Annotated in this window: 25 protein-coding genes; 15 read left to right on the forward strand and 10 right to left on the reverse strand. The window is 41.9% G+C overall.

The window, feature by feature from the left end; translation table 11 throughout:
• The first annotated feature begins 361 nt into the window (after positions 1 to 361).
• From F3G91_RS01510 to F3G91_RS01520, 3 genes are all read left to right on the forward strand, one after another.
• Positions 362 to 1,009: a hypothetical protein gene (locus tag F3G91_RS01510; RefSeq protein ID WP_103650160.1), complete on the forward strand. Its 648-nt coding sequence runs from the start codon at positions 362 to 364 to the stop codon at positions 1,007 to 1,009.
• A gap of 125 nt (positions 1,010 to 1,134) precedes the next feature.
• The gene (locus F3G91_RS01515; RefSeq protein ID WP_149700482.1) at positions 1,135 to 1,893 is read left to right on the forward strand and encodes a hypothetical protein; all 759 of its coding nucleotides are present in this window, start codon (positions 1,135 to 1,137) and stop codon (positions 1,891 to 1,893) included.
• The gene (locus F3G91_RS01520) at positions 1,894 to 3,054 is read left to right on the forward strand and encodes an MFS transporter (RefSeq protein ID WP_149700483.1); all 1,161 of its coding nucleotides are present in this window, start codon (positions 1,894 to 1,896) and stop codon (positions 3,052 to 3,054) included. It abuts the gene before it with no gap.
• Between the two features lie 124 nt (positions 3,055 to 3,178).
• Here F3G91_RS01520 and F3G91_RS10670 read toward each other — a convergent pair whose 3' ends face one another.
• A complete protein-coding gene (locus F3G91_RS10670; protein ID WP_149700977.1) occupies positions 3,179 to 3,307 on the reverse strand; it encodes a PhzF family phenazine biosynthesis protein in 129 nt (42 codons plus the stop codon).
• Positions 3,308 to 3,647: 340 nt separating this feature from the next.
• The gene (gene uvrB / locus F3G91_RS01530; protein ID WP_149700484.1) at positions 3,648 to 5,624 is read right to left on the reverse strand and encodes an excinuclease ABC subunit UvrB; all 1,977 of its coding nucleotides are present in this window, start codon (positions 5,622 to 5,624) and stop codon (positions 3,648 to 3,650) included.
• 125 nt (positions 5,625 to 5,749) lie between these two features.
• Here uvrB and F3G91_RS01535 point away from each other — a divergent pair, with 125 nt between their 5' ends.
• The 8 genes from F3G91_RS01535 (at position 5,750) to F3G91_RS01570 (ending at position 13,387) form a co-directional block, all read left to right on the forward strand.
• Positions 5,750 to 5,983: a hypothetical protein gene (locus F3G91_RS01535; RefSeq protein WP_103618109.1), complete on the forward strand. Its 234-nt coding sequence runs from the start codon at positions 5,750 to 5,752 to the stop codon at positions 5,981 to 5,983.
• A 23-nt stretch (positions 5,984 to 6,006) separates the two neighbouring features.
• Entirely contained in the window at positions 6,007 to 6,243 is a 237-nt protein-coding gene (locus tag F3G91_RS01540; protein ID WP_149700485.1) for a hypothetical protein, read from the forward strand.
• Complete coding sequence (locus tag F3G91_RS01545) at positions 6,240 to 6,650, forward strand: type II secretion system protein (RefSeq protein WP_103647982.1); 411 nt, start codon at positions 6,240 to 6,242, stop codon at positions 6,648 to 6,650. The genes F3G91_RS01540 and F3G91_RS01545 overlap by 4 nt, the downstream gene beginning before the upstream one ends.
• The gene (locus F3G91_RS01550) at positions 6,650 to 8,500 is read left to right on the forward strand and encodes a primosomal protein N' (protein ID WP_149700978.1); all 1,851 of its coding nucleotides are present in this window, start codon (positions 6,650 to 6,652) and stop codon (positions 8,498 to 8,500) included. Before F3G91_RS01545 ends, F3G91_RS01550 begins: the two co-directional genes overlap by 1 nt.
• Positions 8,501 to 9,240: 740 nt before the next feature.
• Positions 9,241 to 10,299 carry a flavodoxin-dependent (E)-4-hydroxy-3-methylbut-2-enyl-diphosphate synthase gene (ispG, locus tag F3G91_RS01555; RefSeq protein WP_149700486.1) on the forward strand — a complete coding sequence of 353 codons (1,059 nt, stop codon included), beginning with the start codon at positions 9,241 to 9,243 and terminating at the stop codon, positions 10,297 to 10,299.
• A 4-nt stretch (positions 10,300 to 10,303) separates the two neighbouring features.
• Positions 10,304 to 11,716: a replicative DNA helicase gene (locus F3G91_RS01560; protein WP_009293632.1), complete on the forward strand. Its 1,413-nt coding sequence runs from the start codon at positions 10,304 to 10,306 to the stop codon at positions 11,714 to 11,716.
• Between the two features lie 2 nt (positions 11,717 to 11,718).
• Positions 11,719 to 12,966, forward strand: coding sequence for a ComEC/Rec2 family competence protein (locus tag F3G91_RS01565; RefSeq protein ID WP_149700487.1), 1,248 nt, complete (start codon positions 11,719 to 11,721; stop codon positions 12,964 to 12,966).
• Positions 12,967 to 13,018: 52 nt separating this feature from the next.
• Positions 13,019 to 13,387 carry a hypothetical protein gene (locus tag F3G91_RS01570; RefSeq protein WP_149700488.1) on the forward strand — a complete coding sequence of 123 codons (369 nt, stop codon included), beginning with the start codon at positions 13,019 to 13,021 and terminating at the stop codon, positions 13,385 to 13,387.
• Between the two features lie 29 nt (positions 13,388 to 13,416).
• Here F3G91_RS01570 and F3G91_RS01575 read toward each other — a convergent pair whose 3' ends face one another.
• Genes F3G91_RS01575 through F3G91_RS01610 form a run of 8 tightly spaced genes read right to left on the reverse strand, consistent with a single transcriptional unit; the run spans position 13,417 to position 22,817 of the window.
• The gene (locus F3G91_RS01575) at positions 13,417 to 14,280 is read right to left on the reverse strand and encodes an EamA family transporter (protein WP_103569746.1); all 864 of its coding nucleotides are present in this window, start codon (positions 14,278 to 14,280) and stop codon (positions 13,417 to 13,419) included.
• A complete protein-coding gene (locus F3G91_RS01580; protein WP_149700489.1) occupies positions 14,277 to 15,512 on the reverse strand; it encodes a TolC family protein in 1,236 nt (411 codons plus the stop codon). Before F3G91_RS01580 ends, F3G91_RS01575 begins: the two co-directional genes overlap by 4 nt.
• Positions 15,509 to 18,535 (reverse strand): efflux RND transporter permease subunit, encoded by a 3,027-nt coding sequence (locus tag F3G91_RS01585; RefSeq protein ID WP_149700490.1) that lies wholly within the window; start codon positions 18,533 to 18,535, stop codon positions 15,509 to 15,511. Before F3G91_RS01585 ends, F3G91_RS01580 begins: the two co-directional genes overlap by 4 nt.
• Positions 18,532 to 19,275 carry an efflux RND transporter periplasmic adaptor subunit gene (locus tag F3G91_RS01590; RefSeq protein WP_149700491.1) on the reverse strand — a complete coding sequence of 248 codons (744 nt, stop codon included), beginning with the start codon at positions 19,273 to 19,275 and terminating at the stop codon, positions 18,532 to 18,534. The genes F3G91_RS01585 and F3G91_RS01590 overlap by 4 nt, the downstream gene beginning before the upstream one ends.
• Complete coding sequence (locus F3G91_RS01595) at positions 19,272 to 20,537, reverse strand: TolC family protein (RefSeq protein ID WP_149700492.1); 1,266 nt, start codon at positions 20,535 to 20,537, stop codon at positions 19,272 to 19,274. The genes F3G91_RS01590 and F3G91_RS01595 overlap by 4 nt, the downstream gene beginning before the upstream one ends.
• Complete coding sequence (gene fliP / locus F3G91_RS01600) at positions 20,537 to 21,259, reverse strand: flagellar type III secretion system pore protein FliP (protein ID WP_196779718.1); 723 nt, start codon at positions 21,257 to 21,259, stop codon at positions 20,537 to 20,539. The genes F3G91_RS01595 and fliP overlap by 1 nt, the downstream gene beginning before the upstream one ends.
• An 11-nt stretch (positions 21,260 to 21,270) precedes the next feature.
• Positions 21,271 to 22,050 carry a flagellar motor protein MotB gene (locus F3G91_RS01605; protein ID WP_004318176.1) on the reverse strand — a complete coding sequence of 260 codons (780 nt, stop codon included), beginning with the start codon at positions 22,048 to 22,050 and terminating at the stop codon, positions 21,271 to 21,273.
• Positions 22,050 to 22,817 (reverse strand): motility protein A, encoded by a 768-nt coding sequence (locus tag F3G91_RS01610; RefSeq protein WP_021086711.1) that lies wholly within the window; start codon positions 22,815 to 22,817, stop codon positions 22,050 to 22,052. Before F3G91_RS01610 ends, F3G91_RS01605 begins: the two co-directional genes overlap by 1 nt.
• 136 nt (positions 22,818 to 22,953) lie before the next feature.
• Between F3G91_RS01610 and glmU the strand changes: the two genes are divergently transcribed.
• Genes glmU through uppS form a run of 4 tightly spaced genes read left to right on the forward strand, consistent with a single transcriptional unit; the run spans position 22,954 to position 26,781 of the window.
• Positions 22,954 to 24,264, forward strand: a complete 1,311-nt coding sequence (gene glmU, locus F3G91_RS01615; RefSeq protein WP_149700493.1) for a bifunctional UDP-N-acetylglucosamine diphosphorylase/glucosamine-1-phosphate N-acetyltransferase GlmU — start codon at positions 22,954 to 22,956, stop codon at positions 24,262 to 24,264.
• Positions 24,251 to 25,423 (forward strand): bifunctional phosphopantothenoylcysteine decarboxylase/phosphopantothenate--cysteine ligase CoaBC, encoded by a 1,173-nt coding sequence (gene coaBC / locus F3G91_RS01620; protein WP_149700979.1) that lies wholly within the window; start codon positions 24,251 to 24,253, stop codon positions 25,421 to 25,423. Before glmU ends, coaBC begins: the two co-directional genes overlap by 14 nt.
• Entirely contained in the window at positions 25,420 to 26,106 is a 687-nt protein-coding gene (locus F3G91_RS01625) for a hypothetical protein (protein ID WP_149700494.1), read from the forward strand. The genes coaBC and F3G91_RS01625 overlap by 4 nt, the downstream gene beginning before the upstream one ends.
• A gap of 3 nt (positions 26,107 to 26,109) precedes the next feature.
• Positions 26,110 to 26,781, forward strand: coding sequence for a polyprenyl diphosphate synthase (gene uppS, locus F3G91_RS01630; RefSeq protein ID WP_149700495.1), 672 nt, complete (start codon positions 26,110 to 26,112; stop codon positions 26,779 to 26,781).
• Position 26,782 lies beyond the last annotated feature (1 nt).

The following is a 26,782-nucleotide window of genomic DNA, read 5'->3' on the forward strand; positions in this document are numbered from 1 at the left end:
CGACAGATAAGCTAAAATACGACGTCAGATCGCAATATCTCGAAAATAAGGTCAAAAAAGAGATAGGTAGATTTTTAGATAAAAAGCTTGGCAAAGATGATGAAGGCGCAAACGGCGAAAAACAAAATTTAAAGGGGCTTTTAAAAGGGTTATTTTAGATGAAAAAGGCGGAAAATTTAAAGTATCTAATGGGGCTTGGGCACTTTTGTAGCGACATAAACCAAAGCGCGCTTGGTGCGATGCTAGTGATCGGCGAGTGATAGCGCTCAAATTTGATGCGAAATTTAGCTTGCGCTACGCAAGTAAAATTTAATGCTTGCGGTAGTAAAATTTCGCAAAATTTATGTTTACAGGAGAAGCGATGAAAAAGCTGATTATTTTTATGATTGCGCTGATATTTTGCGGGTGCGGTATAGCGTCAAAGGGTGATGGAGCCTCAAGTAATATGAATTTTCATATAGCAAAGAGGATAGCCATAGATATGTCGGGCGGCTGGATTGATTTTAATAAAGAAAACTACGATAAATTTTGGAGAAATATACGAAGTTCTGGAAATGAAAAATATGGATTGGACTGGATTAAAGCTGATGCTTATTCGATGGTAAATTTAAATATAGAGTTTTTGAAATCTGCCCTTGAAACTTATAAGAGTAAAAATGTGATTAAAACAGCTGATTTTGTGTCCTACGAGAAAAATATCGAAAATTTAGTTCCAACCGTATCTGGTTATAATACTGAACAAGAATATAAGTCAAAGATGATAATAAAGCAGGCTATAACAATATACAACAAGCAGCTTGAGGTTTTTAAAAACGGGAGCGAATTCGATATCTATCTTTATGTTATGCGAGTTTCAAATATTAGCGATAACGGCGTGAGTATATCGATTGACTTTGTGGGAATAAATGCTGTCGGCGAGAATAAAAACGATATAGAAAAACACTTGAATAGAGCATATGAATTAAGGCAAAATCTAGATAGTCTTTTTGATAAAAACTATCGTTGGTAATGTATAAATTTTAGCAAAATGAACGACCAAATTTACCTCATCGGCGATGTGCACGGCTGTTATAAAACCCTCTGCGCACTTATAGCTCGCTTGTTGATATAAAGGGCATAGATGGCAGTTTTTACGTGGGTAAAAGCACGCTTAACTTAAAGCTTCAAGCGGTGGTTTCAGAGCTAAACAAGCTTGCGTTTTTAGCTGGTCGCGAGCTTCACGGTAAATTTGCAGCCCTCGTAACGGCAAATGGCAAAGTGGATGATCTAAGCGTAAAAGCTACTTCAGATGATCTATTTAAGGGCAAATTAGAGGCAAACTACAAAGGTGGCGCGCTTGATGCGGTGCTAAAAAACTTTGAAGTCAAGGGGCTAACGCAGACTTTAGGGCTAGATCATCTTTATGATGGCAACGGCGATGCTAAATTTGACTACGAGACAAAGCAAAAGCTCGGTAAATTTGACATCTCACTAAAAGAGGGTCACCTAGCTAGCACAAATCTCACAAACAATATCAAAACCTTCACCGGCAAGGATATTACAAAAGAAATTTACAAAGACGGCAAAATTTACGGCGATATAAAGGGCGATAACGTCATTTTTAACGTAAATTTAAGCTCTCCAAAAAGCGATATAAAGGTTGCAGGCGGCACTTATAATACCGCCACAAAAATGCTTAACGCGCCGCTTGTTTTCAGGCTCGAAAAGACCGATCTAAACGTGCAAATTTCAGGTACGACAGATAAGCTAAAATACGACGTCAGATCGCAATATCTCGAAAATAAGGTCAAAAAAGAGATAGGTAGATTTTTAGATAAAAAGCTTGGCAAAGATGATGAAGGCGCAAACGGCGAAAAACAAAATTTAAAGGGGCTTTTAAAAGGGTTATTTTAGATGAAAAAGGCGGAAAATTTAAAGTATCTAATGGGGCTTGGGCACTTTTGTAGCGACATAAACCAAAGCGCGCTTGGTGCGATGCTGCCCTTTTTTATCGCGAGCTACCACTACGACTACGCTACAGCTGCCTCGCTCGTAACCGCCACAAATTTAGCAAGCTCGCTCATCCAGCCACTTATCGGCCGCCTAAGCGACAAAAAAGAGCTGCCCTACGTCATCCCGCTTGGGCTACTGCTTGCGGGCGGTGGCATGAGTCTCACTGGCTTTGTGACAAACTACTACATCATCCTAGTTTGCGTGATGATAAGCGGTATCGGCGCCGCGCTCTTTCACCCAAGTGCCGCAAGGATCGTAAACTACGCCTCAAACGCCAAAAATAGAGCCAAAAGCATAAGTATATTTTCATTTGGTGGTAACGTGGGCTTTGCAGTTGGGCCCATTTTAGTCGCCGTTTTTGTGGGAAATTTTGGCCTAAAAGGGACGCTAGTTTTTATAATCCCTCAAATTTTACTAACACTTTTATACCTTAAAAAAGGCAAATTTATAAAAGCGCTAGAAGACAATCACAAAAAGCAAATTTCACAAAAAACAAGCACTCTAAAAGACGATCTGGGCGCATTTTTGAGGCTTTGTCTGTGTATATTTTCACGCTCTATCGTCGCTTTTGGCTTTTCGGCATTTTTTAGCATCTATCTCATCAAAATTTTTGGCCTTAGCAAAGAGGCTGCAAACGTAAATTTAAGTATGTTTTTTGCTGCAGGTGCGATCTCTACGCTATTTGGCGGAGCTCTAGCTGATAGATACGGCCTAGTTAGGCTCATCAAAATAAGTCTAAGCATCGCCGCGCCGCTAGTCGTGCTAATGCTCTTTATCGACAGCTACGCGCTATTTCTAGCGGCCTCCATGTGCGTGAGTGCCTGCATCAGCCTATCTTTTAGCCCCTCAATCGCCCTTGCACAGCTTTATCTGCCAAATCAAATCGGCCTAGCCTCTGGCGTAACGCTTGGTCTTAGCATCACGATCGGCGGTATATTTGCGACGGTCATCGGCAAGATCGCTGACATCTTTAGCCTAACGCACTCATTTTACTTTATCGCCGCAGTTTCGCTCATCTGCGCGATGTCGAGCTACTTTTTAAAGCCAGTTAGCAAGATATAAATTTACAAAAATAGCTTGCTAACAGCGTATAGCACAGCCTTGCCATCATCTCTGATGCTGTAAGCGATCTTGTCACCTCTTTATGACGCCTCAAATGCTGCGGGCTCTCTCCAAGCTCTTTTGTTCAAAATGGCACCAGATGACAATGCCTTGAGCCACAGACTGAATCCTTTGCCACACCCAACTTTGGCGCAAAGCTACGAGAGATATAACCAAATTTTTCACCCCCCAGCGCTGATTTTGTAAATTTTATTTTTAGACTTTAAATTTGCATAGAAAAAATTTAAATTCATATAACGGCAGTATTTTGTGATAGATTTAAATGTTGCACAGTTAAAATTTGCGCAGACTAGACAAATAGAAAATTTAAATTTCGATCAATAAAGCATCAAGACAAAGTGTCTTGTGATGATTTTAAATGTTTTGCTTCGCAAGCTCGCAACTGCAAGACAAATAAATTGAAGCAATTAAGACAAGAAAATTTTTGTTTCAGACAAGGCGGATGAGCAAAAACAAGGGAGCGTATATATGATACGTGACCAAAGTTTGAAGCGATATCCAACGCAGTATAAAACAAAAAGGGCTTGTCTTTTTTAAAGTTTTCTCATCTTTGCTATCTCATCACGTAGCGCCGCCGCCTTCTCAAACTCCAGATGCGCAGCCGCTTCAAGCATCTGCTTTCTTAGCTCTTTTACTATCGCAGCTCGCTCGCTCGCAGGCATTTTTTCCAGATTTGCGCCTTTTCTTAAAATCTCCGTACCGTCCTCGACGTGCAGACTCTCTTCGATATTTCTACTTGCAGAGTGTGGCGTTATGCCGTGAGCTTTGTTGTATTCATCTTGAAATTTACGTCTAGCAGTCGTCGTATCGATCGCCTCTTTCATGGACTTAGTTATCTTTTTGGCAAACATTAGCACCTTGCCATTTACGTTTCTAGCCGCGCGCCCCATCGTCTGTATAAGGCTCGTTGTCGAGCGCAAAAAGCCCTCTTTATCAGCGTCCATGATCGCTATCAAGCTCACTTCAGGCAGGTCAAGCCCCTCACGGAGCAAATTTATGCCTATTAGCATATCAAACTCGCCACTTCTAAGCCCTCTAATGATCTCATTTCGCTCGATCGCGTCGATGTCTGAGTGCATATATTTGACCTTTATGCCAAGCTCGATGTAGTAGCGGCTTAGCTCCTCAGCCATCTTTTTAGTTAGCACCGTAACTAGCACACGCTCACCTCTTGCAATGACCGCCTTTGCCTCGTCAAATAGCGCCTCGACTTGATTGTCACTATCTTTTATCTCGATGATCGGATCAAGTAGCCCAGTAGGTCGTAAAATTTGCTCATAGACATGCCCCTGACTGATACCAAGCTCATACTCGTTTGGCGTGGCTGAGACAAAGAGAAATTTAGCCTTTTTGCTTATAAACTCGTCAAATTTAAGCGGCCTGTTATCAAGCGCTGATGGCAAGCGAAATCCATACTCCACAAGCACCTCTTTACGGCTCCTATCGCCTGCATACATGCCCCTAAACTGCGGCAAACTCACGTGGCTCTCATCGACGATAACTAGATAGTCTTTGCCGCTTATCTCAAAGTAGTCAAACATCGAGTACGGCGTCTCTCCAGCCTTTTGACCAGTTAGGTGGCGCGCGTAGTTTTCGATACCTTTACACATGCCAGTGCTTGCCATCATCTCAAGGTCAAACTCCACTCTCTGCTTTAGTCTCTGCGCCTCAACTAGCTTGCCCTGCTCGTTAAACTCTTTCAAGCGCACATCAAGCTCCTCTTCGATCTCTTTCATAGCGATCTTTAGCCTATCAGCGCCCACGATAAACTGGCTGGTCGGGTAGAGGATAAATTTTTTCAGGTCGTGTCTTTTTTTGTTTTCCAGCACGTCCAGGCTATACATCGTCTCGATCTCGTCGCCGAAAAACTCGATCCTAAACGCCTCGTCGTTAAAATATGCGGGATATACGTCCACCACGTCGCCGTTTACGCGAAAGTCGCCACGATCGAAATAAACGTCGTTTCGCTTGTATCCCATATCCACTAGCTTTTGCAGTAGCGTGCGCTGGTTGATTTTATCGCCGACGTTTAGGTATGCGACCATGCCTTTATACTCGCTTGGATTACCAAGGCCGTAGTTTGCAGAGACTGAAGCCACACAGACGACGTCATCAAAGCTTAGCAAGCTAGCAGTCGCAGAGAGGCGCAGGCGCTCAAGCTCATCATTTACCGAGCTATCCTTTTCTATATATAGGTCGCTTCGTGGGATGTAGGCCTCTGGCTGATAGTAGTCGTAGTAGCTTATGAAGTACTCCACGTGGTTTTTTGGGAAAAAGCCCTTAAATTCGCTGTAAAGCTGAGCGGCAAGGGATTTATTGTGCGTCATGATGAGCGTTGGCATATTTAGCTCACGTATGACATTTGCCATGGTAAAGGTCTTGCCAGATCCTGTCACGCCTAGAAGTGTTTGATATTTGTTGCCTGATTTTATGCTTTTTACTATCTCTTTTATAGCTCTTGCTTGGTCGCTGCTTGGGCTAAATTTAGATGAAATTTCAAATTTACTCATTGATCGCCTTTAAATTTGGGCGAATTTTATAGCAAAGATAGTGCTTTGTCAAATGAGAATTTTAAAAAGAATTTAGCCTCTGCGTGTTAGAATACGGCATTAATTATTATTTTAAAGGAACCTTTATGTTTGAAGATAATGCGATCTTAACCACACTAAGCGACAAAGTAAATGACCTCATCACAAAATACGATGAAGTTTGCAAAATAAATGAAGAGCTACGTAACGAGATCGTAACATTAAAAGCACAAAATGAGGCAAAAACCAACCAAATCATGCGCCTAGAAGAGGATCTAGATAAGAAAAATAGCGAAGCCGATGATGTAATGAAAAAAATAGAAGCCGTCCTTGGCAGATAAGCTAGACCTTTTTGGCATAAAATATGAAACAGATCACGCTCACCGTATCATCTCGCGACTATACGATCACACTTGATGATGATTTTGCTGAAATTTTCGAGCGCGACTGGCATAAATTTATGGGGGGAAAGAAATTTATCGAGCCTCGTGAGCTCATAAACGCATTTGTCGAAAAGAGCTACGAGAGCTACACAAATTTGCGCGTCGTCAAGGGCGTGACAAAAGATATAGAAGAAAAACTAAAATCAGGAAATAAATGAAAAAACGAGCTTTTACCCTAATAGAAATCATATTTGTCATCGTCATACTTGGCATTTTAAGTGCTGTTGCGATACCAAAGCTTTTCTTTACTAGAGGCGACGCCATAGTCGCAAATGCAAAAACGCAAATCGCTGCCATAAAAAGCGGCATCTCACTAAAATACAACGATAGCGTCCTAAAAGGTACTCCAGCATATCCAGACGCACTTGATGATGGGAATAAACTTTTCAACAAAGTAATAAGCGTAAATATCGCTGATAGCGGCACAAAAAACGGCTGGCATAAAACTGGAGCAACCACTTATACCTTCAAACTAGACGGACAAACAGCAAATTTCACTTATAACAAAACCACTGGCGAATTTGACTGCCAAAGCAGTGACGGACTTTGCAGCGCTCTTGAGTGATGAAGTATTACGAGGTCGTATTTAGCGGGGTAAATTTAGCTGCGCTCACATATAAAAGCGAGCTAGATATTGCGCCATTTCGCGCCGTCACTGCAAAGCTTAGGGGCAAAAGTCTAACTGGCTTCATCCTGCGCGAAGTGGGCGAGCCAAGCTTTAAAACAAGCTTTATTGATAAAATTTTGCCCATTAAGCTAAACGAGATACAGGCAACTTTAGCTAAATTTATCGCCTACTACTACACCTGCGAGCTTGGCGTTGCTATAAATTTATTTGAGCCACAAAGCCTTACTGATGATGAAATTTACAAAGGCGAAAGCGACTTTAAATCGCCAAATTTAAGCCCAAAGCAGCTTGAAGCGCTAAATTTTATAAACGAGCGAAAAAGCTCGCTCATCTTTGGCGACACGGGAAGTGGCAAAAGTGAAATTTACATCGCTAAAATCAGAGAAATTTTAAACGCAGGCGCTCAAGCGCTATTTTTGATGCCTGAAATTTCACTAACCCCGCAGATGCAAAAGCGCTTAGAGAGCTTCTTTGGCGAGGCTGTAGCTGTGTGGCACTCAAAGATCGCGCCAAAGAAAAAAGAGCAAATTTTAAAAGACATTAAAAGTGGCAAAGCAAGGCTTATTGCAGGTGCAAGATCTGCCCTATTTTTGCCACTTGAGAGGCTAAAACTCATCATCATCGACGAAGAGCACGACGATAGCTACAAAAACACGGGCTCAAAGCCTCATTACAACGCAAGGGACCTAGCCCTCTTTCTAACTAGCAAATTTGACCTGCAAGTAGTTCTGGGTAGTGCTACGCCAAGCCTTACTAGCTTTTATAAGCAAGAATGTTTTCGCCTAAAGGGGACATATTTTGCGTCGCAAAAGAGCTATATATTTGACGAGAGCGAGACTGGCATAAGCGAAATTTTAAAAGAGCAGATCGCAAAGACGCTTGAAAATAAAAAACAAGCCGTCATCTGCCTGCCAACAAGGGCAAATTTCAAATATCTTGTCTGCAAAAACTGCGGCGAGACGGTAAAATGTCCATTTTGTAGCATCGGTATGAGCTACTACAAAAAGCAAAACGTGCTCAAGTGCCAATACTGCGAGCACAAAATGGCCGTGCCAAAGACCTGCCACCAGTGCGGCAGCGAGATGATAGAGGCTAAAAAGATCGGCACGAGTGAGCTTCTTGAGAGGCTTCAAGCTGAGTTTGCAAACGCTAGGATCGCTAAATTTGATAGAGATGAGATCACGACGCAAAATAAGCTCGTCAAGGCTTTAAAAGAATTTAACGATGGCAAGATAGATATCTTGCTTGGCACGCAGATGTTAAGCAAGGGGCATGATTATCACAACGTCGAGCTAGCCGTCATCATGGGCTTTGACGAGCTTTTAAATTTTCCTGATTTTAGAGCCAGAGAGCGGACACTAGCCCTTGCTATGCAAGTAGCTGGCAGAGCCGGCAGAAACGGAGCTGGCAGGGTCATCATCCAAAGCAAACAAAGGGAGTTTTTTGAGAGTTATATCAGCGACTATGATGCGTTTTTAAAGGAGGAGATCAACTACCGAGAGGGACTGTATCCGCCATTTACTAGGCTGCTTCGCGTGGTCGTTTCGCACAAAGATGAGAGCACGGCAAAGGGCGCAATGGACGAATTTGTGCAAAGGCTAGAGCCACTAAAAGGCGATGAGCTAGAGATCGTTGGATACGGCAAATGCCAAGCCGAGTATCTTGTGGGTAAATTTAGATATGAAATTTTGCTTCGCTCAAACTCGCACACCATGCTTTTAAAGGCGGCAAACCTCTGCAAAAGCGAACTTAGCGATATTGATATAGATCCGGTAAATTTTAGCTAGAAGATATTTTAATCAAGCAAATTTAAATTTAAAGCTAGCACATTATTTCTTTAAATTTAGCAAGTTGCTAATGCGAGAGAGAAAATTTTAAAATTTCATGAACGAGTAATTTCGGCTCTAAAATTTGAGCTAAGCTGTAAGCGAAGCCAAATTTTAGTAGTCAATTCTTAGGGGTGAATGAAGTTTTAAAATTTGTCGCTACGAACTAAAAAATTTAATTTTTACAAAAAAGGTTCAAGTGAATTTTAAAATTAGAGCTGGCATATCACGCTTCTAAATTTAGTGGCGAATGGCTATGAGCCCTAAATTTAGTAAGTTATTCAGGTGAGTGAGTAAGATTTTTAAAAATTGAAAAAACATAACTAAATTTACTTTATCCAAAATGAGGACAAGGGGACTTGAATTTTGCTTTGCAGGCTCGCAACTGCATGGCAGACACGAAGTCCGTCCCCTTATCCCCCTTTTTACCCTCGCACGTTCAAAGTGCATGCAATTGTGCTTCGCACTGCATGCGTTTTGTGTAATAGAAAGTCAGACAAATTTTAAAATTTCATGAACGAGCATATCACGCTTCTAAATTTAGTAAGCTGCTAAGGCAAGTGAGTAAAATTTTAAAATTTGCATTTACAATAAAGAGACCTGAATTGCAAACCGCCTGCATTTAAAAACTTTATTAATTTTTCAAGCCTTTTAAAAGCCATTTTTTTTTATAATCCCCAATAAAATTTAAAGGCAAAATTTTGCAACGATACCCGACAAAACAGATAAAAATTCGCGATGTTTTAATAGGCGGTGACGCACCGATCTCCGTGCAATCGATGACATTTTCAAAGACAAAGGACGTAAAAGGCACGCTTGAACAGATACAAAGGCTATATTTTGCAGGCTGTGACATCGTGCGCTGCGCAGTTTTTGACAAAGAGGACGCCAGCGCACTAAAGCAAATCGTCGCCAGCTCACCCATCCCAGTCGTTGCAGACATACATTTTAACCACACCTACGCGCTCATCGTTAGCGAATTTGTCGATGCTATCCGCATAAACCCCGGCAACATAGGCTCTGCTAAAAACATAAAAGCAGTCGTTGATGCCTGCAAGCAGCGAAATTTACCTATCCGCATAGGCGTAAATTCTGGCTCGCTTGAAAAGCAGTTTGAGGACCGCTACGGCCGCACGGTGGAGGCTATGGTGGAGAGTGCGATGTATAACATCAAGCTTCTTGAGGATTTTGACTTTACGGACATTAAAATTTCGCTCAAATCAAGCAACGTCGAGCGCACGATGCAAGCTTACAGGGCGCTTCGCCCAAAGACAAACTACCCATTTCATCTGGGCGTAACAGAGGCCGGTACTACTTTTCACGCGACCATCAAGTCCGCGATCGCACTTGGCGGGCTTTTGCTTGAAGGCATCGGCGATACGATGAGAGTTAGCATCACGGGCGAGCTTGAAGAGGAGATCAAAGTCGCAAAGGCGATCTTAAAAGATAGCGGTCGCCAAAAAGAGGGGCTAAACATCATCTCATGCCCAACTTGTGGGCGTTTACAGGCCGATCTCATGGCAGCAGTAAAGCTCGTAGAAGAAAAGACAAAAGGGATAAAAGAGCCGCTCAACGTCTCAGTGATGGGCTGCGTGGTAAATGCGATCGGCGAAGCAAAGGGTGCAGACGTCGCCATAGCATTTGGCAAAGGCAATGGCATGATCATGCGACACGGCGAAGTGGTCGCAAGGCTACCTGAGAGCGAGCTTGTGGATAGATTTTTACAAGAGATCGACGACGAGATAAAGAGCAGAGGATAAAGCAGTGGCAAAAGAGAGACTTAACGAGATAGAATTTAGCAACCTTTACGACCTTGACATGGAGCGAGCCATACTAAGCTCGATCATCGCAAACAACGACGCTTTGGGCGAAATTTTTGACACGATCAAGGCTGGGGACTTTTACCTAAAGGCTCACGCACAAATTTACAAAGCAATGGTTGATTGTCTAAACGGCGACGTGCCTATCGCATCGACATTTATCAAAAACAAGCTTGGCGAAAACTACGATGACAACGTCATGGCGAGCATTTTGGCCACAAACTCGATCATCGACATCCAAAGATACGCAAATGAGCTAAAAGAAAAGTCAATAAAACGCAGTCTAGTAAAGATCGCCCACGACATCCCAAGCAAGGTAAATGAGGACAAAGCCAGCCGCGATATGGTCGATGAGCTAAGCCAAGAATTTTACTCGCTAGTCGATGGCAGTGGCACTGGTAGCATCAGAGATAGCGAAGATATCATAAAAAGCTTGATCGTGCACATGCAAAAGCAAGCAGCCCTAAATGAGCGCGATATCATCGGACTAAACACTGGCTTTAAAAAGCTAAATGAGATGATAAAAGGCTTTAAAAATGGCGACCTCATCATCATCGCAGCGCGCCCTGGCATGGGTAAAACGACGCTTTGTCTAAATTTCATGGGGCACGTTTTAAAAAGTGGCGCTGGCGTCGTCTTTTTCTCACTTGAGATGCCAGCAGAGCAGATCATGATGAGAATGCTAGCAGACAAGACCTCGATCCCGCTTCAAGAGATAATGACAGCGACCCTGGACGACGAGAAGCTCGCTCACTTTAGCCACGCATGCAGCGAATTTTCGCACGCCAAGCTCTTTGTGCACGATAGCGGCTACGTAAATATCCACCAAGTAAGGACACAGCTTCGCAAGCTAAAGTCGGCTCATCCTGAAATTTCACTCTGCGTCATCGACTACATCGGCCTTATGATGAGTACAAACAACTACGCTGATCGCCACATACAAATAGCTGAAATTTCTCGTGGCCTAAAACTTCTAGCGCGCGAGCTGGATATGCCTATCATCGCACTTTCGCAGCTAAACCGCGGCCTTGAAGCACGCGCGAACAAGCGCCCTATGCTAAGTGACCTAAGAGAGTCAGGCGCGATCGAGCAAGACGCTGATATCATCCTTTTTGTCTATAGGCACGAGGTCTATCTGGAGCAAGAGGAGAACGAGAAAAAGAGCAAGGCAGCAGCCGAGGGCAAAGAGTATAAAAGCGAGCACGTTTTTAACAAGCTTCAAGAAAACGCCGAGATCATCGTTGGCAAAAACAGAAACGGCGAAGTGGGATCCATTGATGTGCTCTTTCAAAAGCAATACTCGCGCTTTTGCGATATCGCCACCACACCGGTGCAATCAACTGAATTTAAAGAGTAAATTTGCCAAAAAGCAGGCGTATATTTTATTTTCTCCTGCTTTGCCTATTTATTTTTTGTATAAATTTAGCGCTTAAATTTCATGAATACAGCGCATTTATGGAGCTTGGCGAGCATGACATTGTTGGCAAAGTAAGCGTAAATTTCACCAAAGAGAAAAACGGCAAAAAACGCCAGGTAATAAGGATCGACACCTCAAATTTTAGCTTTTACACAACCGCTTCTAAAAAAGATGAGATCAGCCTTTATGACATCGTGGTGCTTAGCGTTCAGCCAATAGACGTGAGCTTTACGGACTATCTAAGCGGCTCATTTTATATGCCAAGCTACGATAGAGCCGTCATCAAAAAAGATGATAGCCTAAGGCAAAGAGCTATAAATTTCATCTCCGTCCAGCACGAAAATGCTAAAATTTCGCAGCTCTTCTCAGCGCTCTTTCTTGGCACAAATGTCTTTGGCGAGCTAAGAGATGACGTCTCAAACTGGGGCGTGGCGCACCTTATCGCCATTAGCGGCTATCACCTTGGCGTCATAAGCGCGGTTTGCTTTTTTGTTTTAAGGCTCGTTTTAAAGCCCATCTACGCAAGATATATGCCTTACCGCTCATACATTTTTGACTTTACGATCGCCGTATTTTTGGTGCTTTGCTTCTATTTTTATATGATCGGCTTTATAGCAAGCTTTTTACGGGCATTTTTGATGAGCGTGGCTGGCTTTTACATGATCTGCAAAAAGATAAAGATCTTAAATTTCTACACGCTCTTTGGCGTTATTTTATTTAGCGTCGCCCTATTTCCGCAGCTTCTTTTTAGCGTTGGATTTTATTTTTCATGCCTTGGCGTCTTTTATATCTTCGTCTATCTTTTCTACTTTGCGCCCAAATTTAGCCTATTAGCAAACTCGCTACTTTTAAATTTATATGTCTTTTTTGCGATGGAGGTTGCGGTGCTTTACTTTTTCCCGCTCATTAGCCTCTTGCAACTTAGCGTGCTTGTCCTAAACTACATATTTGGCGTATTTTATCCACTAAGCTTTTTACTTCATCTATTTGGATATGGTGGCATTTTTGATGAAATTTTAAGCAAGATGCTAGCTTTTAGGCTAGGCTCAGACAATCTTCACATAAGCACATCTGTCTTTTTACTTTATAACGCCATCACGCTTTTTTGCGTTAAATTTAAGCCAGCAGCATTTTTACCACCGCTCTTTGGTGTGGCATCGTTTTTGCTCTTTTTGATAAATTTTTCATAGTCAAAGTTTTATCTAAATTTGCCGATATGCTTTTAAATTTAAAGGCGAGGCGATGCAGATAAACTCAAATTTTATAAATTTAACTAAAAATGGCTCTTCAAATAGTGCAAATTTAAAGGCTGATGAGGCAAATTCAAAAAGCGAAAATTTACAAAACGACAAAAGCGCTATCTTACATGACGCTTCAAATTTAGTTAGCGAAACAAATAACGAGAGCGAGAGTAGCGCCGATATCATAAAAAAGCAGTTAGAAAAACTGCAAAAACAGCTAAAAGAGATTGAAGCTGCGATAAAGCAAGCAAGTGCGAGCAAAAATCCATACGCAAAAGAGTTGGTCGCCTCGCTTCAGACCAAAAAAGCGGCTATCTTTGCCCAGATAATGCAGCTAAACGCCCAGCTTGTAAAGATGCAAGGCGCTTAAATAGCTCAAATTTAACCCTAAATTTAACCTCATGCGGTCTTTACGCCGTAAAATTTCATCACTCTATTGTGAATTAATAGCGAGATATACATTATCACAGCGCCCAAAATAAGCCTTGTTAGGTTGGTGTCCTTTTGCCAAAAGACTAAATTTACGATGATAGCAGCTGGTATGAGGGCGTTGTTCATGATGGCAAGCACGCCACTATCGACCTCGCAAGCCCCTTTGTTCCACATAAAATAGCCAACCCCGCTAGCAACCGCTCCAAGCCACAAAAGCACCAAAGTTTGGGTTAGATCAACGTGAAATTTAGCTGGATTGCCAAGGGTTATTAGTGCGATCACAGCTACAAAAAACGCTCCAAAGTGAAAGTAGCCAAAGACCTTTTTTTGATCCACGTCATATCTCTCCAAAAGCGCCTTATACGCACTCTGCCCTGCTCCAAAGCAGATGTTTGCCCCTTGCACCAGTAAAAAGCCCTTTATCGCCCCTTCGTTTATCGCGCCATACTTGATGATAAGCGCGCCAAAGACCGCCACGCCAACGCTAAAGAGATAAAGCGGTCTAAATTTAAAGCTAAACGCATCGTATATGAGCGTCACATAAAACGGCGTAAAAATGGTAAAAAGCGCGACTTCAGGCACGCTTAGATACAAAAACGAGTTGTAGTAGCAAAGATACATTAGCCCTATTTGCACCGCTCCTATGCCCATTATGCCAAGGGCTAGCTTTGGACTAACGCCTCGAAATTTCGTAAATGGCAAAAAGACCAAACTTGCAAGCGTCACACGCACAAAAACAGCCAGATAGCTATCGACCTTGCCAGCTAAAAACTCGCCTATCAAGCTAAAGCTAAACGCCCACAAAATGGTCACAAATATCAGTTTATTCATTCTATCACCACCTCATTTATATTTCTTGCGCATTCAAAAAAGTATTCAAGCTTGTTTAGCTCGAGCAAATCGCCGTTTAGGATGAAATTTGCCCTGTCGCTAAAATTTTTCTCACTCACAAACAAAAACTGCTCAAATTTTACCTTGCCGCTAAGATAGCCATTTAGCAGGTCATTAAAGTCACTATCAAGACTATCTTGCTTTAGCGAGTCTAAATTTAGCCTAGCGCTTAAGCCCTCTATCACGCCCCTTAGATCCTTTAGCCTAGCCATTATCCTATTTTCTTCGTCGCTTAGATCAAGTGCGGCCTTTTGCTCCTCTATGCGCTTAGTTTGGCTTTGCTTGCTAAGGCTTAGGCTATCTGGCAGCTTCCACTCAAACTCCACTCTAGGCTTGTTCGCATCAGCATACGCATCAACCATCTGTGAAGTCGTCCTCTCGCCCTTTTTAAAGCTGTTATTATTCACACTTTGCGTATCTTTTAAGTAAATTTTTGGAGCAAATTTGCTCTTTTGCTTCTCATTTTCTTGCTCTTTTATATATTTTTCTTGCTCCATCGCCCCAAGTTTGGCGCTTAGATCATCTTTACTAAAATCAGGCATCATTATCTTTGAGCCAGCATTAAAGCCGATCTCGCCGTTTGAGAGCAAATTTATCCTTGAGTTTAGCTCGGCTAGCTTAAGCCCAAGCTCGTCAAGCTCGGCTCTTTTTTTATTAAGAGTGAAATTTATCGCATCAAACTCGCCCTTATCTATCTCGCCATACTCAAACCAAAACTCATTTTCAGCCGCAGCCTTGGCAAAGCTATCTACAAATTTTGTCTCTAAATTTATAAGCGAATTTAGTGCAACAGCGTTGAAATAGACCTTTGCGACCTGAAAAGCGGTTAAATTCATCAGCTCTTCATCTTTGTAAATTTTCTCCACACCCTTGTGGTCTAAAATTTTATCCGAAGCCTCGCTAGCACCCCCGTCAAAGATGAGATACTCGACCTTTGCCGTGATCGATCCAGCCTTTGTCATATATCCGCCCTTTAGCTCGTCAGGCACAAAGGTATATCTGCCATCAAGGGATAAATTTAGCTTGTTGCTCTTGTTTTTATTTATATATTCATTTTTATTAAATTCTTTCAAACTCTCAAGCTTCGCACTTTGTGCCAGAGCGATGATCTCTAGTAAATTTCCAGCCCAAAGAGGCAAAGCAAAGAGCAAAACCGCCAAAATCTTCTTCAAATTCTCTCCCTTTCATAAAATTTTCTTATAAATTTATCAAGATTATAGACCCAAGCAAAAAGCACTGGCACGACAAGCAGGCTAAGCAAGGTTGAGCTAATGAGCCCAAAGATGATGCTTATAGCCATAGGCGAGTTGGCCTCATAGCCAGCACCCCTGCTAAGCGCAAGTGGGAGCATGGCAAATATCATCGCAAAAGTGGTCATTAAAACAGCCCTTAGTCGCTTTTTAGCAGCCATTTTCACAGCTTCGTTTGCCTCCATGCCGCTATTTGCAAAGTGGTTTGCAAAATCAACCACCAAAATGGCGTTTTTACCGACCATGCCAAAGAGCAAGATGACGCCGACCATGACAAATAGGCTAAATGGATTGCCGCTTATAAAAAGTCCGATCACGACGCCACAAAAGGCAAGCGGCATGGCAAGCATGATGAGAAATGGTAGCAAAAAGCTCTCATAAAGTGCGGCTAGCACCATGTAAATAAGCACCGCACTAGCGCTCACTGTAAAGATAAACGAAGCGTTTGTATCGTCCATGAGCTCGACAAATCCAAGAAATTTATACTTGAAATTTGCAGGCAAAATTTCATCAAGCTTCTTTGAAATTTCATTTGCCACGCTATTTAGCGGAGCGTTGTTTTTGGTATTTGCTAGAAATTTGATCTCATCGGCTCTATTAAACCTTGAAATGCTAGCTGGCTTTTGCTCAAAACTAATCGTCGCCACATCGCCAAGTGTGACAAAAAAGCCCTCATTGCTTCTTATCTTGGTCTTTAAGATATCATTTGTATCGCTTCTAAATTTATCATCAAGACGCATGTAAAGCTCATACTCTTTGCCATTTTCGTTTTCAAAAACAGAGACCTCGTTCTGACTAAATGCGCTATAAACGGCACTTGCAACGCTGGCTTTGTCTAAATTTAGCCTCTTAGCCTTATCTTCATCGATAGAAATTTGCACACGCTTTAGCAGATCTTCTTCTGGCGAATTTACGTCCGTCGCGTCATTTATCTCTTTTAGCATCTTGCTGATCTTTGGCACAAATTTCTCTAGATCTTTGCCATTTTCAGAGGTGATAGTAAGCTTAACTGGCTGCACATCGCCACCTTCAACAATTGGCAAGTCAGCCACAATGACGCTCATATCGTCACTTTTTAGCTTGTCGCGAAACCTCTGCATGATAGCATTTTGCCGCTCGTGATTAGCTCTATCTTTTAGCTCCTTTAGCCTAACGTAAGCTTTTACAAGATAAGGCTGCTTGGCGTCTGTGTAGCCAAGGATGAAGTAAGCGTAAGCTACCTGAGGATCGGCATTTATGAGTGAAATTTTATCTTTTAGCCTCTCTTTGCTAGCTTGCAGGCTAAGCGAAGGATCAAGCTTAAAGTAGATGTTAAACTCCGAGTTATCCTCGCTTGGCATGAAGTCACCGCCTACAAATTTAGCCAGCCCAAACGAGCAAACAACGACCACAATCGTTATGGCCAAAAATATGAGCTTAAATTTAAGCGCTAAAGTTAAAAGCTTCTCATAGCCATTTTCAAGCGCCTCAAAAAAGGGCTCACTCTTTAGAAAAAAGCCGCTTTCTTTGGCATTTACAAACCTAGCACTTAGTGTTGGCACAAGAAAAATGCTCACGAAAAACGAGATGACGATGCCAGCTGCCACGCTCATCGCAAAGGAGTTAAAGTACTTGCCAACGATGCCGCTCATAAAGGCTATTGGCACAAAGACGCAAAGCAGCACGAGCGAGATCGCAAAGACGCTAAATGCTATCTCTTTTATGCCTGCAAAGCTTGCTTTTAGGGCATTTGGCTCATCTTTTAGCTTGCTAGCGATATTTTCAGTGACAACTATCGCATCATCGATGAAAATTCCGATGCCAAGCGTTAGTGCTATGAGGCTTAGGCGGTTGATGTCGTAGCCTAGGGCATTTATGATAAAAAATGTCGCTACGATGCTAGTTGGTATCGCTACGACTGAGATGATGGTGATCGAGAAATTTCTTAAAAACAGATAGACGATCACGATGGTCAGCAAGACGCCTAGGATCATATCAAAGGCGGTTTGATCGATGTGCTTTTGTATCACTTCGCTCTTATCATAAGCTATTTTTACGTCGTATTCGCTGCCAAGCAAGCTTTTAAACTGATCTAGCTTTGATTTTGCTAGGGCGATCACGGTTAGAGCGTTTGCATCTGGAGCTAGCTCAAGGCCAAGCAAGACGCCACTTTTTTTATCCATTATCGCTGCTTCGTTTGCGTCTTTGTAAGCAAGATCAACACTTGCGATATCTTTTAAAAAGACCCCTTGCTTGATCGTTAAATTTTTTATCTCATCTATGCTTTTGGCGCTGAAATTTGATTTGATCGCCATTTGGATCTGCTCATTTTCTATCTTACCAAGTGGCGCTTTTAGATTTTCAACCTTTATCAAATTTGCCACTTCATTTGCACTAAGGGCGTTTTTATCTAGCTTAAATCTATCTAGTAAAATTTTCACCGCTGGCTCTAAAAAGCCATTAGTCTTGACCTTTGAAACGCCGCTTATGCGCTCTAAAAATGGCTTTGCCACGTCATCGATCTCTTGCATAAGCTTAGTTTCGTTGCCATCAAGCCTTGTGATAAAAAGGCTAAATACAGAAGAAGAGAGCCCGTTTAGCTTTTCTATCTCGTAGTTTGCGCCAAGTCTCGCCTTTTGCATCTTGTCGCGGACGTCGTTTGTAGCGCTCTCTAGGTCTTTGTTTAGCTCAAATTCGATGCTTACCACGCTTAGGTTGTCAAAGCTAGTTGAGTAAAGCTTTTTTATCCCCTCGATGCTTGAGACCTCGTCCTCGATCTTTTGCGTGATCTTTGTCTTGATGTAGTTCATGTCACCATTTGCGTAGGTCGTGATCTTTACTATCGGGATATTTACTTGCGGATATAAATTTACATTCATCGTCTTTAGCGAATAGATGCCAAAGACAACAAGGCTTAAGAATATCATAAGCGTAGTTATGGGGCGGTTTATAGCTGTTTTTATCATCTAGTTTCGCCGATTATCACTTTTCCTTGACCAAACATGCCTGGCTTCATCCCAACATCGTAAGCTTCGGCGTAAAATTTTCTAGTCTCTCTTTTTATCTCTGGATGAATGAGCGCGATTTTAACCTCTTTTTCTTCGCTTGTCGCGTCAAGCTTAAATTTAAACATGTCGCCTATTTTTACTAAATTTACATATTTTTCGTCGATCGCTATTAAAATTTTAGCCTCCTCAGAGTTTAAGACAAAGGCTGGCTGAAGCGGCGAAGCACTCTCGCCAAGCTCGACATTTTTACTAGCTATGACGCCATCAAAAGGAGCTTTTAAAACGGCCTTTTTAAGATGATCATCTGCGTTTAAAATGGCGATCTGGGCACTCTCTACCCTAAGAGCTGCCTCGTCAAATTTATACTTTACCTCATCAAATTCTTGCTTTGAAGTGACGTCCTTTACTTGGCTAAATTTATTAAAGGTATTTTTAGCAAATTCTTTGGCATTTTTGGCAAGCGCTAGGTCGTTTTTTGCCTTTTTTAGTGCGATCTCAAGGCTTGTTTGATCAAGACTAGCTAGCACGTCGCCCTTTTTAACGTGGCTTGAGACATCTACAAAAATTTTATCCACCTTGCCGCTGCTCTCAAATGCAAGCTTTGAGCTTTGCTTAGCATAGACTTCAAAATCAGCAAAAATCTCCTCCCCTGCAAATGAAAAGATGCAAAATACCATTAAAATTATCAGCTTTTTCAATCCCTAATCCTCTCTAAAATGCTCTCCCCACTCTCAAAAAAATACTCCGCCTTTTTAATCTCCAGCTCATCTTTCGCCCCTTCAAAAAGGCTAATGGCATCAAATTTTTGCGAGAGCGCCTCAAGCAGGTCGCTATATCCTAAAAGCCCAGAGTTATACTTCTCAAAGCTCGCTCTAAGTGCTAGATCGCTTGCTTTTACATACTCATTTAGCGAGGCGATCTTTGAGCTAAGAGTTGCGATCTCGTTTTGTAAATTTTTAAGTTTTGTCTCGTTTTCACGCTTTTTATACTCTAAATTTAGCCTCGCCTCATCAAGCTCGATCTTGCTAGCTTGGCTCATCTTGCTAGTGGCAAAAAAGTCAAAAATTTTCCACCTAAAGCTAACTCCAAATTTATTGCCATGCGTATCTTCTTTTAGATATTTATCAAGATATGGGCGGTAAGCGCTATACTTGCCAAGGTCGATGTCGTAGTTGTTTTTATAAAATCCATAGGTGTCATAGAGCATGATTTGGGGCAAAAAGCCAGCTCTTGTCTCGCTAAGCTTAGCCTCGCTTAAAGATATATCTTGACTTAGTCTATCAAGCTCGGCGTTTTTTGAAGCTAAATTTGAGCCAATCTCAGCCATTTTTGCCCCGCTAAGTGGCGAAATTTGCTCGCCTGTTAGCAAATTTATCTCATTTAAAATTTGCTCCATTTTGTTTTTGTATTCAAGCTCCGTGCTATTTGCCAAGTGATATTTTGCCCGCACATTTTCTAGTTCGTCTTTTGCGGCAAGCCCTGCAATGTTCGCCTTTTCAAGCTTGTCTAAAACGCCTTTTAAGAAATTTGCCTGAGCATTTTTGGCAGCTATTATATTTTCAAGCGCGCAGGCGTTAAAGTATAAATTTACAGCCTTAAAAGCAAGGTAATTTTTAGCTTCATCACTTGCGATGGCGGCTTTATTTTTTAAAAGCTGGCTCATCTTTAGCCTAGCCTCTCTCGCCCCGCCGTCGTATAGTAAAAAATCGATCCTTGCTAGCACTCCAGCTGACTCTTTAGCGACTATGCTTGGAAAGGTGCTTGCGTTTTTGCCGTATGAGCCCTCTAAACTAAGGCTTGGTAAGTAGGCGCTTGATGTAGCTTCGTCATTTAAATTTGCTCTTTTTAGCTCAAGCTCTTTGATCTTTGAAATTTCGTTTTGAGTGGCCTTGTTTGCTATCTCGCTTAAATTTGATCCAAATAGCGCCAAAGGCAAAAGTGCTAATAAAATTTTTTTCATCAGTGAAAGCTCTTTACGAGGTTTCCTATTAGCAAATTCCAGCCATCAACTAGCACAAAGATGAGTAGTTTAAATGGCAGCGAGATCATGACAGGAGGTAGCATCATCATACCCATCGCCATCAAAACGGAGCTTACGACCATGTCGATAACAAGAAATGGCAGATAGAGCAAAAATGCTATCTCAAAAGATGTCTTTAGCTCGCTTATCATAAAGGCTGACATAGCGATGCTTAGCGGGATATCCTCTATATTTGCTGGATTTTGCAAATTTCTTATCCTAAAAAATAGCGCAAGATCTTTTTCTCTAGTGTTTTTAACCATAAATTCTTTAAACGGCTTTAAACTCTTATCAAGCATCTCCTCATAACCTATCTGCTCGGCTATATAAGGCTTTATGCCCTCATCGTAGCTTCTTTGTCCAACTGGCTCCATGATAAAAAACGTAAGCACCATCGCAAGCGAGATGAGCACCGTTGAAGGCGGCACTTGCTGCGTACCCATCGCTTGGCGCAAAAATGAAAAGACAATGACAAGGCGCAAAAAGCTAGTCATCATAAAGATGAGTGAAGGAGCAAGTGCAAGAGCGGTGAGGATTAGTAAAACATTTAGTGAATTTACAAGCTGCTCGGCATTTTGCGGTGAATTTAGGCTTAAATTTATAGTTGGTAGCGCAGGATCAGCGCCAAAAACTACACAAAACAAAACCGCTAAACTAAGCAGTGCTTTCACGACTAATTCCTCGTATCAAGGATACTTTTCTTAGTAGCCTCTTTATTTTTTGGCTCGAGCGAAACGAAGTGAATTTCCACCCTATTGTTTTTAGCTCTGCCCTCGTCTGTGCTGTTGCTAGCGATCGGATCAAAAGAGGCTCTGCCAGAAGTGATAAGCCTCTCTTGTGGTACGCCATCACTAACTAGCTCTTCAAGCACGCTTAGCGCCCTTGCAGTAGAGAGCTGCCAGTTATTTTTATATATAGAGTCTTTACTTGGATTTGTATTATCAGTGTATCCGATGATATCTGTTTTTACCTCATTTGGCATTTTGGCTATGATCATGCCTATTCGCTTTAAAAAGAGCTTCGCATCCTCGCCAGAAATTTCAGCGCTATCTTTGTCAAAGAGCATCGCAGCTGGAAGCCTAACGATAAAGCCATCCTCGCTCTCCTCCATCGTGATCTCAGGTGCCCCACTAGCCGTTAGTAGCTCATTTATCTTTTTAACAGTCGAGGTAACCTCATTTTGAGCACCTTTTTGAGCTTTTGGCTTTGGAGTGCGTCTGCTTTCAGGATCTGTCTCTTTTTCTACCTGACTATCTGGTCTTGCGCCACCCTCTAGCACGCTTAGCGCACCAGCTAGCGAGCCAACAGCAGCCTCCATCTTTTTGGCATCCATCGTCGCCATAGAAAGGAGCAAAACAAAGAAGCAAAGTAGGAGTGACATAAGGTCGCCAAAGGCAGCCAACCACTCAGGCATGCACTTTGGGCACTCTTCTGGTTTTATTAACTTACCCATTATTCAAACTGACTTTTTCTATCTTTTGGAGGTAAAAATGCTAAGAGCTTAGCCTCAAGCGTTCTTGGGTTGTCCCCTGCTTGTATCGCCATGATCCCCTCTAAAATGACTTGCTTCTCAAGTGCCTCATCAGCATCGCGGATCGAGAGAATGTTTGCAACAGGCGAGCCGATGATGTTACCTATCATCGCACCATAAAGTGTCGTAAGCAAGGCAACCGCCATAGATGGACCGATCGCACTAGGATCTGACATATTTAGAAGCATCGCAACAAGGCCAATGAGCGTTCCGATCATACCCATCGCACCTGCAAAACCGCCTACTTGCTCGAAAATTTTGATGTTATTTGCATGTCTTGTGCTAGTTTGATCTATATCGATCTCCAAAAGCGCTCTGATCGCATCTGGCTCATTGCCATCAACTGCCATTGAAAGCCCTTTTTTTAAAAACTGATTTGTCTCATTATTTACTTCGCTCTCAAGTGCCAAAATGCCATCTCGCCTAGCTTTGGTTGAGTAATCAACTACTTTTTTTATAGTCTCAGGTAAATTTACAACAACTGATGGCTTAACTGCGACACCATAAAATTTACCGATACCCTTAAGCGTCTCCATCTTGAAGCCAACCATCATAACGCCGATAGTACCACCAAAAACGATCATCACAGAAGGGATATCGATGTATGGTCCTATACCAACGCCTATCGCCATTGATCCAAACAAAAGCACTAGGGTCAAAACCCAGCCGACGACGGTTCCTAAATCCATTTAAACTCGCTTTATTTATAAATTCTTAAGAATTGCTATTTTATTAGCTTTTTGTTGAAACAATCGTTAAATTAAAAAAAATGTTTGCCATTTTTTGCTACAATCTGCGAAATTTTTAACGTTAAAAGGCTTAAAAATGAACAATAATACTTCAATCATAATCCTAGCTGCTGGTCTTGGCACCAGGATGAAATCAAAACGCCCAAAAGTCCTATTTGAGCTATGCGGCGAGCCGATGATCATTCACATCTTAAAGCAAGCTTATGCGATCACAAATGACGTTAGCGTCGTGCTTCACTACGAAAAAGAGTTAATTAGCAAAAAGATAAAAGAAATTTTTCCTCAAACTAAAATTTTTGAGCAAGATCTAGCAAATTTCCCAGGCACAGCTGGTGCGATAAAAGGCGTAAATTTAAGTGGCGAAAAGGTGCTGGTAACTTGCGGCGACATGCCACTTGTTAGATCAACTGATCTTATGCGCCTAGCAAATGCCGAAGCAGACGTAGTTATGAGCTCATTTGAAGCGGCAAATCCTTTTGGCTACGGCAGAGTCATCATAAAAAACGGCAAAGTTGAGGCCATCGTCGAGCAAAAAGATGCGAGCGAAGCGCAGCTTGCCATAAAAAGCGTAAATGCTGGCTGCTACTGCTTTAAACGCGAGGCGTTAGAGCAAATTTTACCGCTCATAAACAACCAAAACGCACAAAAAGAGTACTATCTAACTGACGCCATAAAAATAGCAAATGAAAAGGGTTTAAAGTGCGTTGCAGTAAATGTTAATGAGCAAAATTTCATGGGCATAAATGATAAATTTCAGCTAAGCATTGCAGAAAAAATCATGCAAGATGAGATCAAGCAAAATTTGATGAAAGCTGGCGTTTTGATGCGCATGCCTGAGAGCATTTTCATAGACAGCAGGGCTAAATTTGAAGGCGAGTGCGTGCTAGAAGAAAACGTAAGCATCCTTGGCGAGTGCGTCATCACTGAGAGCATCATCAAAAGCTCATCAGTGATAGAAAGCAGCGTCATCAAAAACTCAGACATCGGCCCACTAGCTCACATAAGGCCAAATTCTGAAATTTCTGACACGCACATAGGAAATTTCGTCGAGGTTAAAAAAGGCGTTCTTAGCGGCGTAAAAGCTGGACACTTAAGCTATCTTGGCGACTGCGAGATAGAAAGTGGCACAAACATCGGTTGTGGCACGATCACATGCAACTACGACGGCAAGGCAAAATACAAAACCAAAATCGGCAAAAACGTCTTTGTTGGCTCAGATACGCAGCTAGTCGCCCCTGTAAATATCGCTGATAACGTCATCATTGCAGCTGGCAGCACCATCACAAAAGACGTTGAGAGCGGCGCCCTAGCTATCAGCAGAGGTCGTCAAGAGAATAAAAGCGGCTTTTTTGAGAAATTCTTTGGCAAAGACGATGTTAAAAAATAAGAAAATTTTACTTGCCGTTTGCGGCAGTATCGCCTTTTACAAGGCATTTGAAATTTTATCGCTGCTTAAAAAGAAAGGTGCTGATGTTTATGTGGCTTTAAGTGACGGAGCGCTTGAATTTTGCAGTATAAGCGGCTTTGAGGCGCTAAGCGAGCATAAAATTTTAAGCTCACAAACGCAAAACTGGCAAGACGGCGTAAATCACATAGCCTACTCCAAAATGGATCTAGTCCTCATAGCACCTGCCTCGGTAAATACGATAAATAAGCTAACAGCTGGTATCTGCGACAATGTCTTTATGCAAACGCTAATCGCCGCCTCGCACGTGCCTTTGGTCGTTGCCCCAGCTGCAAATAACAATATGATCGAGCATTTTGCAACGCAAAATTCACTTGAAATTTTAAAGAAAAACGGCGTTTTAGTGGTTGAGCCAGTACTTAAAACTCTAGCTTGTGGCGACGTTGGTAAGGGCGGTCTTGCAAGTCCTGAAGTGATAGTAGAAGCTGCCATTAAAAGGCTTAGCAAGCCCATTTTCGCAGGCAAAAAAGTAGTGATAACTGGTGGCGCAACTACTGAAAAGATAGATGATGTAAGAGCCATTACAAATTTCTCAAGCGGCAAGATGGCAAGAGCCTTGGCTAGAGCCTTTTACTATGCAGGTGCGGAGGTAAAACTGCTTGCTAGCTTTGAAACCGCAAACGAGCCATTTGATAGCTTTAAATTTAGCTCAAGTAGCGAGCTTTTAGAGCTTTGCAAGAGTGAGTGCGAGGGGGCAAATTTACTTGTAATGTGCGCTGCGGTTAGTGATTTCGTACCAACAAAAATTGATGGTAAGATAAAAAAAGAGGATGTTGGAGAGAGCTTAAATTTAAGCCTAAAGAGAAATGTCGATATTTTGCAAAGCTTAAAAGAGTTTAAGTGTAAAAAAATCGGCTTTAAGCTTGAAATTTCAAGCGAAAGCGCTCTTAAAAGTGCTAGATCAATGCTAGAGAAAAAAGCGCTTGACGCAGTTTGTCTAAATATCTTGGGCGAGAAAAATGGCTTTGCAAGCGAGCAAAACGAGGTAAATTTCATTACAAGGGACGGCGAAACCCTGCTGCCGCTTGCCTCAAAAGACGAGATCGCAGGGCGTATCGTGGAGCTAGCAGCAAATTTATGATAGAGCAGATCTCGCGCGTCCAAAAGATAGCAAATAACGGCCAAGCCCCGCTAGTAGCGATAAATTCGTCCTTGCCACTTAGCATTTTGGTGAGCCAAAAAGTCGGCTTTAACAGATACATCTTAAATTTTGCAAATAGAAATTTAAACACAAAAAGCGCAAAAGAGCTAAACGTGGGCTCAAGATACTGGGGCGAGGTGCATAGTAAGGGCGAAAACATCGTCATAAAAAATTTATACGAAAAACCAAAAATTTTAGATGAGGACGTTTTGGCTGACGGGCTAAATTTGATAGAAAATTTAGTAAAAAACGAAAATTTATCGTGGCTTTACAGCTATTTATTTAAAAACTTAAGCGAAGTTAAAACAAAAGATGAGATAAGAGTGCTAGCAAAAATGCTCTTTGCACTGCAAGAAAACGTCGTGCATATACCCTTTGCATATAGCGGTACAAACGGCATTTTTCAGCTTAAAAAAGAGGCAAATGAGATGAGAGTTTTTCTGGTATTTTCAAATTTTGCGCCGCTTATTTTTAAATTTAAAGATGAAAATTTATATGAGATCGCAACTCCATTTAGCAATGTCGCAAGCTTGCTAAAAAGCGAATTTGACACGCCAGTTTTGGTGCAAAACGTAAGCGCTCTTTGGAGTAAAAAAGAGCAGATAATTGACTTTAAAGGCTAGATATTGAACAAACTTAATCACCTCGCTATCATCATGGACGGCAACGGACGCTGGGCGAAAAAGCGTGGATTTTTGCGGACAAATGGGCACGAGGCTGGAGCAAATGTGGTGAGCGATATGTGCGAATTTTGCATTGATAATGGGGTAAAAATTTTAAGCCTTTACGCATTTAGCACCGAAAACTGGAAAAGACCGCAAAAAGAGGTTGATTTTTTGATGAATTTGCTTAAAAAATTTCTTCTTTTAAAGCGTGATGATTTTATAAAAAATGGGATCAAATTTAACACGATCGGCGACATCTCGCCATTTAGCGATGAGCTAAAAAATGAGATAGAGATCACCAAAAATGCAACAAGGGAAAATACAAATTTGCTTTTAAATTTAGCGATAAACTACGGCTCAAAAGATGAGATCATAAGAGCCATAAAAAAGCTAAATTTAAAAGGTTGCGAGATAAATGAAACGAGCTTAAATGCGGCACTTGATGAGAGTGAGCCAGTGGATCTTCTCATTAGAACTGGGGGCGAGAGCAGGCTTTCAAATTTCATGCTCTGGCAGGCAAGCTACGCGGAGCTATTTTTTACGCCGACACTTTGGCCTGACTTTGGCAAGGATGAGCTTGCGGGGATCGTTGCTAAATTTAAAGATATAGAGCGAAGATTTGGCGGAGTTTAGT

Source organism: Campylobacter concisus (assembly GCF_902460715.1).
Taxonomy (GTDB): Bacteria; Campylobacterota; Campylobacteria; order Campylobacterales; family Campylobacteraceae; genus Campylobacter_A; species Campylobacter_A concisus_AK.

Coding starts and splice junctions, on each gene's coding strand:
- F3G91_RS01510 (WP_103650160.1), top strand. CDS start 362: ATGAAAAAGCTGATTATTTTTATGATTGCGCTGATATTTTGCGGGTGC.
- F3G91_RS01520 (WP_149700483.1), top strand. CDS start 1,894: ATGAAAAAGGCGGAAAATTTAAAGTATCTAATGGGGCTTGGGCACTTT.
- uvrB (WP_149700484.1), bottom strand. CDS start 5,624: ATGAGTAAATTTGAAATTTCATCTAAATTTAGCCCAAGCAGCGACCAA.
- F3G91_RS01535 (WP_103618109.1), top strand. CDS start 5,750: ATGTTTGAAGATAATGCGATCTTAACCACACTAAGCGACAAAGTAAAT.
- F3G91_RS01540 (WP_149700485.1), top strand. CDS start 6,007: ATGAAACAGATCACGCTCACCGTATCATCTCGCGACTATACGATCACA.
- F3G91_RS01545 (WP_103647982.1), top strand. CDS start 6,240: ATGAAAAAACGAGCTTTTACCCTAATAGAAATCATATTTGTCATCGTC.
- F3G91_RS01550 (WP_149700978.1), top strand. CDS start 6,650: ATGAAGTATTACGAGGTCGTATTTAGCGGGGTAAATTTAGCTGCGCTC.
- F3G91_RS01570 (WP_149700488.1), top strand. CDS start 13,019: ATGCAGATAAACTCAAATTTTATAAATTTAACTAAAAATGGCTCTTCA.
- F3G91_RS01575 (WP_103569746.1), bottom strand. CDS start 14,280: ATGAATAAACTGATATTTGTGACCATTTTGTGGGCGTTTAGCTTTAGC.
- F3G91_RS01585 (WP_149700490.1), bottom strand. CDS start 18,535: ATGATAAAAACAGCTATAAACCGCCCCATAACTACGCTTATGATATTC.
- F3G91_RS01595 (WP_149700492.1), bottom strand. CDS start 20,537: ATGAAAAAAATTTTATTAGCACTTTTGCCTTTGGCGCTATTTGGATCA.
- F3G91_RS01605 (WP_004318176.1), bottom strand. CDS start 22,050: ATGGGTAAGTTAATAAAACCAGAAGAGTGCCCAAAGTGCATGCCTGAG.
- F3G91_RS01610 (WP_021086711.1), bottom strand. CDS start 22,817: ATGGATTTAGGAACCGTCGTCGGCTGGGTTTTGACCCTAGTGCTTTTG.
- glmU (WP_149700493.1), top strand. CDS start 22,954: ATGAACAATAATACTTCAATCATAATCCTAGCTGCTGGTCTTGGCACC.
- coaBC (WP_149700979.1), top strand. CDS start 24,251: ATGTTAAAAAATAAGAAAATTTTACTTGCCGTTTGCGGCAGTATCGCC.
- F3G91_RS01625 (WP_149700494.1), top strand. CDS start 25,420: ATGATAGAGCAGATCTCGCGCGTCCAAAAGATAGCAAATAACGGCCAA.